The organism is Cedecea neteri, from assembly GCF_000758305.1.
Taxonomy (GTDB): Bacteria; Pseudomonadota; Gammaproteobacteria; order Enterobacterales; family Enterobacteriaceae; genus Cedecea; species Cedecea neteri_C.
On record NZ_CP009458.1, the window covers coordinates 827697 to 839707 of the forward strand.

A 12011-nucleotide genomic window follows, 5' to 3' on the forward strand; every position below is an offset into this window, starting at 1 on the left:
AATAATCATTATCATTCGCACTTGTAAAGTGTTTTTTGAAAAAAATAGCGTTGACTTGTTGTCCAAAGTCAATGATGTTTAAAAGGTTTTCTATAACTCATTGAGGAGAAAAGGATGAAACCAGTTGTTGTGCGTCACGCCGAACCTGGCGATGCGGAAGCTTTACAAAAAATGTATGCCCATCCGGCGCTTTACCGCGACACGCTGCAGCTACCTCATCCCTCTCTAAAAGCCTGGCATGACCGAATTACCGATCCCCGGCCGGGGAGCCGACATCTGGTGGCATGCATCGACGATGAGATTGTGGGGCAGCTAACGCTCACGGTGGAGCAGTCTCCGCGCCGCAGTCACGTCGCCACTTTCGGCATGGGCGTGCATTACGATCATCAAGGAAAAGGCATCGCTTCGGCTTTGCTTAAGGAAATGGTTGGCCTGTGCGATAAGTGGCTGCGCATCGAGCGGATAGAGCTGACGGTGTATACCGATAACGCGGCTGCGCTGGCGGTGTACCGTAAGTTTGGCTTCGAAGTGGAAGGCACCGGGAAGCGCTTTGCGCTGCGCGACGGCGAGTATGTGGATGCCTATTTTATGGCGCGTTTTAAGCCGGAGTGATATTTGCCCTTCCCCCGGGAAACGGTATCCGTTCTGTCCTGGTGCAGCATGTTCCTGAGTACTTCAGCAGTAAGAAAAAGTAGCCCGTGAGCCCAGAGAGCCTCCCGGACAGGCAAAGTCAGCAATTATAAGGCCTGCCATCCGGGTTATCTGGGCTCACGGGACACGGCCCACGTTAACAATCTGCAAGGTATTAGGCATAGTCATCAGTCAATTATAGGCTGTGTGGGATATCAATCTTATTCCATGGTAATAAAAGGGTTAGTGCCAGGTGAATTATTGGCGTTCTGCAGGCACCATCGTCGATCAAAACTGAGTATTGCTCGTCTGTAAAACCAGTTCGAAAGTAAAGAATTGTATTTCTTTATATTCAAACGTTCTTCTTTTTTTCTTAAATATCCCCCTGTCCTTTAGCTAATCTTGCTTTATTTATCCCCTGATAAAAAAACCTCACTCAAGACAGCCTTATGAGTGCGGTTATTTTTGATTTGATTTTAAAGAACATTTAATTTCCTACTGCGTACTTTTATTTTTTTCAGATTTTCATTATTAAAAATAAGGAGCATTTACCTTTCCTTACCTTTTGCATGCATAAAAGTGAAATTATGAAGAAAAATGGAGAGGGTATTTCATTCTCTTCCAAATGATAATAATTACTATTCCCGTGTTGGTACGAAGAGAAACTTTCACAGGGAGTCGATTTAAATGCGCATAAAGATAGCCAGTCCCGGGAGCCCGATTGCGATTTTTCTTGCAGGATTACTGAGTACGCCCGCCTTTGCTGTTGAGCTTGCGGACAAAGAAGAGCTTGCCGACGGCGATACCATGATTGTCACCGCCGAGCAGGAACTGAAACAACAGCCAGGCGTCTCGGTAATTACCGCCGAAGACCTCAAAAATAATCCTCCGGTCAACGACTTGTCTGACATCATCAGGAAAATGCCCGGCGTGAACCTGACGGGTAACAGCAACAGTGGCAACCGTGGTAACAATCGGCAAATTGATATCCGTGGGATGGGCCCGGAAAATACCCTGGTGTTGATTGATGGTGTCCCCGCAACCTCACGCAATTCAGTTCGTTACAACTGGCGTGGCGAACGAGATTCACGCGGTGATACCAACTGGGTTCCGGCCGAAATGGTAGAGCGAATTGAGGTGATTCGTGGGCCAGCTGCGGGACGGTATGGTTCGGGGGCGTCAGGTGGTGTCGTCAATATTATCACTAAACGCCCAACCAATGACTGGCACGGTTCACTCTCTCTGTTCACCAGCCAGCCGGAGGACAGTAAAGAGGGGGATACCCGTCGCGCTAACTTCAACCTCAGTGGTCCGCTTGCAGGCGACGCACTCACAATGCGTCTTTATGGCAATATTAACCGCACTGACGCCGATGCATTTGATATTAACACGGCGGAGAATGGCTCCTACGCAGCGGGACGTGAAGGTGTCCGCAATAAAGACATTAATGCCGTATTGTCATGGAAGTTAACACCACTACAGATTATTGATTTTTCCTACGGTTATAGCCGCCAGGGGAATATTTATGCGGGCGATACTCAGGCAAGCAACAGCAATATTAGTACCGATGGTTTGGTGGAATCTCTGTATGGCCAGGAGACAAACCGGATTTACCGGCAAAGTTACGGTATTTCACACACTGGCATCTGGGATTGGGGTACATCAGCGCTGAATTTCAACTATGAGAAAACCAATAACACGCGTCTGGACGAAGGTACGGCGGGGCGCACGGAAGGTATGATCGAAAGTACCGATTCATCCACCAGTCGGCTGAATAGCTATCGTGCCAGTGGTAATGTTAACTTCCCTGTACAATTATTGTTTGATCAAACGATTACCCTGGGTGCGGAATGGAACCGCGATACGCTGGATGACCCGGGTTCAATGCTCTCCACAAGTGATGCCAGCGTGTACCTGCCCGGAACCTCCGGCGATCCGTCACAACGGAGCAGCCAAAGTAGTGCCACCATCAGTTCTCTTTATTTTGAGGATAATATTTCCGCAACTGACTCCACGGAAGTCATTCCGGGTTTACGCCTCGATTATCACAACCAGTTTGGTGCCAACTGGAGTCCAAGCCTGAATATTTCTCAGGCATTGGGTAGCGATTTCACATTAAAAGCCGGTATTTCACGTGCATTCAAAGCGCCTAATCTGTACCAGTCATCTCCTGACTATCTCTTGCTAAGTCGTGGTAATGGCTGCCCTATTGGACTTTCGCAATGCTATTTACTGGGAAATGAGGACCTTGATCCTGAAATTAGCGTGAACAAAGAGATCGGGATAGAGTTCAGCCATAGCGGCTACGTCGCAGGCATCACTTATTTCCGCAACGATTACAAAAACAAAATCGTGGCAGGCACGGATCCTGTTTATACCAATGGCTCTTATTATGTGCTTCGTTGGGAAAATGGCGGCGCCGCTATTGTGGAAGGACTTGAGGCTAACCTCACCATTCCGCTTATTGCTGATGAGCTGGAGTGGCGAACCAACGCGACCTATATGTTCCGCTCTGAGAGCAAAGATACCGGTAATCCGTTGTCGGTAATCCCTGAATTCACTATCAACTCACAGCTGGAATGGCAGGCCACGCAAAAACTTAGCACAAGTATTAACTGGACACAGTATGGGCGGCAGAAACCTCGCCAGTACGCCGAAAACAACACCGATCTCACCAGCCTGAGCACGAAGGAGATCAGCCCGTATTCCGTGGTAGGACTGAATATCAATTACGATATCACCAAAAACTTGCGAGCAAATGCGGGAATTAACAATCTGTTTGATAAACGTATTTACCGTGAAAACGCCGGAGCATCGACTTACAATGAGCCAGGTCGAGCCTATTATGCCGGTATCACTATGTCGTTTTGAGTGCAGAGAAGATCTTTATGTTATCTAAAATGAATCCTGCGTTTTATTCAGGGTTTTAAAATTACATTCCACTCATTTTTATTATTATGAATCACAGAAGATCGAAGCCCAAAGAGGTCACGGGCCGTGGCATCAGGTAGAGCGCTTTAACAATATTCCCGCCTGCAGGCGGGAATACTGAAGTAACTTTAAACATGTCAGGATTAAGGGCAATCAATACCCTGCGGTTAAATCATCCACAGAACGTGGATCAGACGCGCCATACAGCTTCCCGTCCGGCGCAATCATAATACTTTGCGTACTACCCATCGCGGCCTTCACCTGAACGTTTTGCCCCTTCTCTTTCAGCAACCTGAGCGTATCCGGGCTAAAGCCTTTCTCCACCCGCAGCTCGTCAGGCAGCCACTGATGATGGAAGCGCGGCGCGTTGGTCGCTTCTGCCACGTTCATGCCAAAATCGATGCTGTTAACTACCATTTGCAGCACTGTAGTGATAATTCGGCTCCCGCCTGGGCTGCCTGTGACCAGCCAGGTTTTCCCGTCTTTCACTACTATAGTTGGCGACATAGAAGATAGCGGACGCTTGTGCGGCCCCACGGCATTGGCCTCCCCGCCCACCAGCCCGTACACGTTCGGCACGCCCGGTTTAGCGGAAAAGTCATCCATCTGGTTGTTCATCAGAATGCCGGTATTCCCGGCCACGATCCCGGTGCCGAAGGTGGTATTCAGCGTATAAGTCACCGCCACCGCGTTACCGTCTTTATCCACCACGGAGAAATGCGTGGTCTGGTTACTTTCGTACGGCGCCAGGTTACCCGGCTTGATTTCACTCGACGGGCGAGCCTTGTTGATATCTATTTTCTCCGCCAGCGATTTCGCATACGCCTTGCTGGTCAGCGCCTGCCACGGCACTTTCACAAAGTCCGGATCGCCGAGGTATTCAGAACGGTCAGCGTAGGCATACTTTTCTGCCTCGGCCATGATTTGCAGGGTGTCCGCGCTGCCAAAACCGTATTTCGCCAGATCGAAGTTTTCGAGAATATTGAGGATCTGCACGATGTGGATCCCACCGGAAGACGGCGGCGGCATGGAATAGACCTCGTAGCCCCGGTATTCACCGCTGACGGGCTTACGCTCAATGGCTTTGTAATTGGCTAAATCCGCTTTGCTTATCAGCCCGCCGTTCTTCGCCATCTCTTCACTAATCTGGTCGGCAATCGCCCCTTTGTAGAAGGCATCCGGCCCCTGCTCGGCAATCATTTCCAGGCTTTTCGCCAGATTGGCCTGCACCAGCTTGTCACCTTTCTGCAGAGGCTCTCCGTCCGCTTTCCAGAAAATAGCCTTGCTGTTGGCGTGATTCGGGATCACCTCCGCCCCGTACTGTTTCAGGTCGTCCGCCAGCGCATCGTTCACAATGATGCCGTCCCGTGCCAGTTTGATAGCCGGTTGCACGACTTTATTCAGCGGCATAGTGCCGTACTTTTCCAGCGCCAGGCTAAACCCGGCCACCGTGCCAGGGGTGCCCGAAGCGAGATGCGAAGTCAGCGACTTCTTGCTGTCCGCATTGCCTTTATCGTCGAGGAACATATCCCGACTGGCTTTTTCCGGCGCCATTTCCCGGAAGTCTATCGCGGTTGTTTTGCCGTCTTTGGTGCGCAGCATCATAAAACCACCGCCGCCGATATTGCCCGCCTGCGGGTGCGTGACCGCAAGGGCATAACCCACGGCGACCGCGGCATCTACCGCATTACCGCCCTGCTTTAAAATATCGACGCCCACCTGTGTCGCCGCTGCATCCACCGAAGCCACCATGCCGTGCTCCGCGCGCACCGGATGGTAAACGTCCATTTCCACACCATAAGAAACCGGCGGAGGAGCGGCAATCACCGTCAAACACAGCCCGATTGTCAGGGCCGGAATCGCGACCCAGCGCAAAGTTTTCCACTGCTTTATCATCGTTATATCCTCATTTACCCGGGGAAAGTCCCCGCTTAAGCCTGGTTCACAAATCCGAAATAATCACCGTGATAAAGGAAACGGAGTAAACTTAAGCAACCCCTGATGGGAGGAGATAACGATGAAAAAGGTATGGCTTCTGGCAGCCTTGCTGCCGCTAACCGCGTTCGCACAGCCGCTCAACACCACCAACAACCCTAACCTGCCGGTCTATCAGAACCCGAGCCAGCAGCGGATGCTGACGCAGATGCAAACGCAGCAGTCTCAGCAGCAGGGGATGTTAAAGCAGCAGATACAATCGCAAAATCAGCTTCAGCAACAGCAGCTTCAGACGCAGTTGAACAACAATCAGCAGCGTGTCCTGCAGTCGCAGCCTGGCATGAACCCGCTGCCGAACACCAATGGTGGGATGCTAAAAGGAAATAACGGCGGCATGTTGAAGCCAAACAGTTCAACGCTGCCGCCGCCAGTCACGCCGTAAGGCGTTATGCGGAGAAGTCCGGGCCTATCTCGTCGATGCGGTCGGTACAGATGGCATCGACGCCCCACTGCAGCAGCACGGCCGCGCGGTGGGGAACGTTCACGGTATAAACCAGAATATAAAGTCCAGCGGCTTTCAATGCCTTCACCCTGGCCTCATCAAGCAGTTGATGATTCAGGTGAATAGACACGCACTGTAACCGGGTCGTCAGTTCCTGCCAGTCATCGCGCCATTCATCCAGCAGCAGACCACGAGGCAGTTCAGGGGCCGCAAGCTGTGCGGCTTCCAGCGCCTCAATCTCAAAGGAAGAAAGCAGCGGTGCCGTTTGCCCTGCCCACAGTTCACGGGCAGCCAGCGCAACCACTTTGCCGGTTTCAGTTTCCAGACCGGTGGTTGGCTTGATCTCGATATTGGCCATCATGCCGTGCTGTTTACAGCGTTCAGCCACCTGAGAAAGCAGCGGCAGCGGCTCGCCCGCATATTCACGGCTGAACCAGCTTCCCGCGTCAACTTTCAGCAGATTGTCCCAGGTCAGCTCACCAGCAATGCCCCAGCCGTTGCTGGTGCGCTCAAGCGTGTCGTCGTGGAGCAGAAAGATTTGCCCGTCGCGCGAAAGCTTGGCATCAAACTCAATCATGGTGTGGCCGTAACGCGCCCCGACGTCGATTGCCGCGAGGGTGTTTTCCGGCGCAAGTTTACCGCCGCCACGGTGGGCGACGATTTTTGGATAAGGCCAGTTGCTCATAAACGTTGTCCGTTTTTGCCATCAAAGAAGTGCAGATGTTCTTCCGGCAGATGCACCCAAAGCGTAGTGCCCGGCTGCGGACGTTCCTGATGGCCAAGGCGAATCACCACTTTTTGACCGCCCCAGCGGCCGTGGACCAGGTTATCGGCCCCCAGCATTTCAAGGGTTTCCACTACAATCGGGATGCCACCTGCAGCCTGTGAGCTTAGCGCAATATGCTCCGGGCGGATACCTAACGTCATCGGGCGGCCAACCCACTGCAAATGCTGGCTACCGGTCGGCAGTGCATCGCCACCGTCCAGCTCAAAGCGTGAGCCGTCGATGCTGATGTTGCCATCCAGCAGGTTCATCGCCGGGGAACCAATAAAGCTTGCCACAAAGCGGCTCGCCGGGCGTTCGTAAACCTCGACTGGCGTACCAATCTGCTCCGCCACGCCTTTGTTCATCACCATCACGCGCTGGGCGAGAGTCATGGCCTCAACCTGGTCGTGCGTTACGTACAGGCTGGTGGTTTTCAGGCGGCGATGAAGCTGCTGAAGTTCAAGACGCATCTGCACGCGCAGCTTGGCATCAAGGTTAGACAGCGGTTCGTCGAACAAGAATACCGCCGGATCGCGTACGATGGCGCGGCCCATGGCAACACGCTGGCGCTGGCCGCCGGACAGTTCACGCGGGCGGCGAGTTAACAGCGCATCCAGCTCCAGAATACGGGCAGCTTCCAGCACCTTCTGGCGGATCTGTTCTTTACCCAGGCCGCGAATCTTCAGGCCCCAGGCCATGTTCTCTTCCACGGTCATGTGCGGATAGAGCGCATAGTTCTGGAACACCATGGCGATGCCACGCTCTTTGGGTTCCATGTCGGTGACGCGCTGGCTGTCGATCCAGATATCCCCGCTGGTTACCTGCTCCAGCCCGGCGACCATACGCAGCAGCGTAGATTTTCCGCAGCCAGAAGGCCCGACCATCACGATGAATTCGCCGTCCGCAACGTCCACGGTCAGCGGCTGAATCACCTGGGTTTTACCGTCCCAGCTCTTGGTTACTGCCTGTAATTTTAAACCAGCCATGGGCTATTTCTCACTATCAACCAGACCACGCACAAAGGCGCGCTGCATAACTAAAACAATAACAACCGGTGGGACAAGCGTCAGCAGCATCGCTGCCATAACCTGGTTCCACTGCGTCACGCCATCACCGCTGGCAATCATGCTCTTGATGCCCGCCACGGCGGTGCCCAAATCGGCATCGGTGATAATCAGCAGCGGCCAGAGATACTGGTTCCAGCCATAGATAAAGGTGATCACGAACAGCGCCGCCAGGTTGGTTTTGGACAGCGGCAGCACGATGTCAAAGAAAAAGCGCATCGGCGAGGCGCCGTCGATGCGTGCCGCTTCCATCAGCTCGTCTGGCAGCGTCATGAAAAACTGGCGAAACAGGAACGTGGCCGTGGCCGACGCCATCAGCGGCAGCGTCAGGCCGGTGTAGCTGTCGAGCATTTTCAGGTTAGAGATGACCTCAACCGTCGGGAAAATACGCACTTCGACCGGCAGCATCAGGGTGATAAAAATCATCCAGAAGAACAGGTTACGCAGCGGAAAGCGGAACCAGACGATGGCGAAAGCCGACAGCATCGACACGGCGATTTTGCCGATGGTGATCACCAGCGCCATCACCGTGCTGTTAAACAGCATCCGGCCGAACGGGGCGCTGTTGACCGCCACGCCGTTGGTCCAGATATAGCTGATGTTTTCCCACAGGTGAGTGCCAGGGATCAGCGTCATCGGCGTATCGAAGACGGCTTTGTTGTCCAGCGTCGCGGCAACAAACGCCACGTACAGCGGGAACAGAATGACGATGATGCCCAGAATCAGCATGGTGTGGCTGAAAATAGTCAGCCCGCGACGGTTCTCAATCATTGGTAGCGCACCTTACGTTCAACGAAGCGGAACTGAACCACCGTCAGAACAATCACCAGCAGCATCAGCACCACCGATTGCGCCGCCGAGGAAGAGAGATCCAGCCCGGTAAAGCCTTCGCGATAAATCTTGTAGATAAGCGTGGTGGTTGCCTGCACCGGGCCACCGCCGGTTGCCGCGTCGATCACCGGGAAGGTGTCGAAGAAGGCATACACCAGGTTCACCACCAGCAGGAAGAAGCTCACCGGGGCAATCAGCGGCAGCGAGATAAAGAAGAAGCGGCGCACGGGGCCAGCTCCATCAATGGCTGCGGCTTCGACCAGCGAACGCGGAATCGACTGCAAAGCGGCAAAGAAGAACAGGAAGTTGTAGCTAATCTGCTTCCACACGGACGCGAACACGACCAGGAACATGGCCTGGCCGCTGTTCTGCGCGTGGTTCCAATTGTAGCCAAACTCTTCCAGCGTGTGGGTAATCAGCCCGCGCCCTGGGTTGAACAGGAAGATCCACAGCACCGCGGCAATGGCCGGGGCAACGGCATAAGGCAGCAGCATCAGCGTTTGATAAAAACGGCTGCCGCGCACCACATAATCCACCAGCGCGGCGAAGAACAGCGAAGCCAGAAGCCCGCAGCCCGCCACCAGGCCACTGAAGATCATGGTGGTGTAGAAAGAGTCCAGATAGTAGCTATCGTGGAAGAGCTGCACGAAGTTATCCAGGCCAACGAAATGGCTGGACAGACCAAACGGGTCAAGGTTTTGCAGCGAGTACCAGAGGGCTTCGCCCGCCGGCCAGATAAAGAAAATGACGGTGATGATCAGCTGCGGCAGAACCAGCGCATAGGGTAGCCAACTTGAACGGAACACCGGGCGAGATGATGACATAGGGTTACTCGGTTAATGTTAGAACAGGCGATGCTTTGCCCCTTAGCACAACGCTCTCCTTTCACAGAGAGCGCCGTACTCTGCCCCCTCCCTTTCGGGAGCAGGCGAGGGTAGAACTTAAGACTTGGTAGACTGCTCGAAGCGGCGCAGCAGCTGGTTACCACGCTCAACAGAAGCGTCCAGCGCCTGCTGTGGCGTTTTCTTACCGGTCCAGACGGACTCCAGCTCTTCGTCAACCACGGTACGGATCTGCGGCATGTTGCCCAGACGCAGGCCTTTGGTGAACGGCAACGGTGGCTTGTTCAGCATCTGGCGAGTCGCAGTATCCGCACCCGGGTTCTTGTCGTAGAAGCCGTCTTTACGAGTCAGCTCGTAAGCGGCGGTGGTGATTGGCAGGTAGCCAGTTTTCTGGTGCCATTCAGCGGCGATTTCTGGCTTAGCCAGGAATTGCATAAATTCGGCCACGCCGGTGTAAGTTGGCTTGTCTTTGCCCTGCATAACCCACAGGCTTGCACCGCCGATGATGGCGTTCTGTGGTGCGCCTTTCACGTCTGCGTCGTAAGGCATCATGCCTACGCCGTAGTTGAATTTCGCGTACTGACGGATGTCAGCCAGGGAGCCGGAAGACGCGGTAGTGATCGCGCAGTCACCGTTGTAGAACTTCTCGGTGGACTCGTCTTTACGGCCGAAGTAGGTGAAATCACCCTTCTTGTTCATCTCTTCCAGCAGGGCGATGTGTTTCACCTGCTCAGGTTTGTTGAACTCCAGTACAGCATCAGTGCCGTCAAAACCGTTGTTTTTGGTAGCAAACGGCAGACCGTGCCAGGCGCTGAAGTTCTCCAGCTGGATCCAACCCTGCCAGCCGCTGGCGTAACCACACTTCATGCCCGCTGCACGCAGTTTGGCGCTGTATGCCGCCACGTCCTGCCAGGTTTTAGGCGGCTGATCCGGGTTCAGACCGGCTTTCTTGAAAGCGTCTTTGTTGTAGTACAGCACCGGGGTAGAGCTGTTGAAAGGCTGGGACAGCAGGTGGCCCGTTTTAGAGTCGGTGTAGTACCCGGCCACGGTCGGGACGAACTGAGATTCGTCGAACTTGATACCTGCGTCTTTAAAGACTTCGTAGACCGGTTTGATAGCCTTGGAAGCCATCATGGTCGCGGTGCCAACTTCATATACCTGCAGGATGGCCGGGGCGTTACCGGAACGGTATGCCGCGATACCCGCCGCCAGGCTTTGATCGTAGTTGCCTTTATAAACCGGCACAATTTTGTAATCAGGGTGCGTTTCATTGAAACGGTTTGCCAGAGAATCCACTTCTTTACCCAGTTCCCCGTCCATTGAATGCCAGAAAGGAATCGTGGTAACGGCCATCGCCTGGGAGGCAAATGCCAGACCAAGCGTCAGCGCTAAAGCTGTGTGTCGTAACGATGTCATTCGGTTATCTCTCTTGTTGTGCCGGATGCGCGAAATCACGCGTTTTATGCTCGCGAGGTAACATGACACGCTCGAATGACAGAAAAATAACGACTGGATGACAGAATAGTTACAGCAGAGTGAATGAAATGTTTCTTTGTCGACGGGAGATATATTTTTCTTTTCCCCTTTGAGCGAGGGTTAGGAGCAAGAAAGAAGGAGCCGCCTGATGCCCTCATCCCACAGGGGAAAGGGAGAAAACAAAAGCTATGGGAAACATTGTTTATTCCCTCTCCCTTCCAGGGAGAGGGTAAAAGAAGCATAGATATTGTGACTGTGAGATAGGTCAGGGAAAGCGTGCAAACAAAAAAACGGCAACCGAAGTTGCCGTCTTGCTTTTACTAGCCGCCTAAGTAAGCGCTGCGCACCGCTTCGTTCGCCAGCAGCGCATCGCCGGTATCTTCCAGCACCACGTGGCCGTTTTCCAGCACGTAGCCCCGGTCAGCCAGCTTCAGCGCCTGGTTGGCGTTCTGCTCCACGAGGAAGATGGTCATCCCTTCGCTGCGCAGTTGCTCAATGGTGTCAAAAATTTGCTGGATGATGATCGGCGCCAGACCCAGCGACGGTTCATCTAACAGTAGCAGACGCGGCTGGCTCATGAGCGCGCGGCCTATCGCCAGCATCTGCTGCTCGCCGCCGGACATGGTGCCCGCCCGCTGGATGCGGCGTTCGTGCAGACGCGGGAACAGATCGTAGACGCGCTTAATGCGCGACTGGAACTGGTCACGTTCGGCAAAAAAGCCGCCCATCGCCAGGTTCTCTTCCACCGTCATGCGGGAGAAGACGCGGCGCCCTTCCGGCACAATCGCCACGGCCTCACGCATGATGCGTGCCGTGTGCCAGTCTGTAATATCTTTGCCATCAAACACGATGCGGCCGCTGGTCGCTCGTGGGTCGCCGCAAAGCGTACCAAGCAGCGTCGTTTTACCTGCGCCGTTAGCGCCGATGAGCGTAACAATTTCGCCCTGTTTAATATGCAGACTGACGTCGTGCAGCGCCTGGATTTTGCCGTAGTGGGCGCTCACCTTGTCAAACGACAACATTACATTTTCCAT

The 12011-nt window shown here is 53.8% G+C and carries 10 protein-coding genes; 3 read left to right on the forward strand and 7 right to left on the reverse strand.

Annotated elements, in window-relative coordinates; genetic code table 11:
• Positions 1-114: 114 nt before the first annotated feature.
• The gene (locus LH23_RS03925; protein ID WP_039288540.1) at positions 115-612 is read left to right on the forward strand and encodes a GNAT family N-acetyltransferase; all 498 of its coding nucleotides are present in this window, start codon (positions 115-117) and stop codon (positions 610-612) included.
• Between the two features lie 705 nt (positions 613-1317).
• Positions 1318-3501 (forward strand): TonB-dependent siderophore receptor, encoded by a 2184-nt coding sequence (locus LH23_RS03930; protein WP_039288544.1) that lies wholly within the window; start codon positions 1318-1320, stop codon positions 3499-3501.
• 213 nt (positions 3502-3714) lie between these two features.
• Here the strand turns inward: LH23_RS03930 and ggt are convergent, their stop codons facing one another.
• On the reverse strand, positions 3715-5457 hold the full coding sequence (gene ggt, locus LH23_RS03935) for a gamma-glutamyltransferase (RefSeq protein ID WP_039288546.1): 1743 nt from the start codon (positions 5455-5457) through the stop codon (positions 3715-3717).
• A 121-nt stretch (positions 5458-5578) separates the two neighbouring features.
• On the opposite strand from ggt, the gene LH23_RS03940 reads away from it, so the two are divergent.
• Positions 5579-5938 (forward strand): DUF2756 family protein, encoded by a 360-nt coding sequence (locus LH23_RS03940; protein WP_039288549.1) that lies wholly within the window; start codon positions 5579-5581, stop codon positions 5936-5938.
• 4 nt (positions 5939-5942) lie between these two features.
• On the opposite strand, the gene ugpQ is transcribed toward LH23_RS03940, so the two are convergent.
• The 6 genes from ugpQ to livF all read right to left on the reverse strand — a co-directional run bounded on the left by ugpQ (position 5943) and on the right by livF (position 12011).
• Positions 5943-6683: a glycerophosphodiester phosphodiesterase gene (ugpQ, locus tag LH23_RS03945; protein WP_039288552.1), complete on the reverse strand. Its 741-nt coding sequence runs from the start codon at positions 6681-6683 to the stop codon at positions 5943-5945.
• A complete protein-coding gene (locus tag LH23_RS03950) occupies positions 6680-7750 on the reverse strand; it encodes a sn-glycerol-3-phosphate import ATP-binding protein UgpC (protein WP_039288554.1) in 1071 nt (356 codons plus the stop codon). The genes ugpQ and LH23_RS03950 overlap by 4 nt, the downstream gene beginning before the upstream one ends.
• A gap of 3 nt (positions 7751-7753) precedes the next feature.
• Positions 7754-8599: a sn-glycerol-3-phosphate ABC transporter permease UgpE gene (gene ugpE, locus LH23_RS03955; RefSeq protein WP_008457932.1), complete on the reverse strand. Its 846-nt coding sequence runs from the start codon at positions 8597-8599 to the stop codon at positions 7754-7756.
• Positions 8596-9483, reverse strand: coding sequence for a sn-glycerol-3-phosphate ABC transporter permease UgpA (ugpA, locus tag LH23_RS03960; RefSeq protein ID WP_008457934.1), 888 nt, complete (start codon positions 9481-9483; stop codon positions 8596-8598). Before ugpA ends, ugpE begins: the two co-directional genes overlap by 4 nt.
• 117 nt (positions 9484-9600) lie before the next feature.
• Complete coding sequence (gene ugpB / locus LH23_RS03965; protein ID WP_039288559.1) at positions 9601-10917, reverse strand: sn-glycerol-3-phosphate ABC transporter substrate-binding protein UgpB; 1317 nt, start codon at positions 10915-10917, stop codon at positions 9601-9603.
• 380 nt (positions 10918-11297) lie between these two features.
• Positions 11298-12011 carry a high-affinity branched-chain amino acid ABC transporter ATP-binding protein LivF gene (gene livF, locus LH23_RS03975; RefSeq protein ID WP_085938903.1) on the reverse strand — a complete coding sequence of 238 codons (714 nt, stop codon included), beginning with the start codon at positions 12009-12011 and terminating at the stop codon, positions 11298-11300.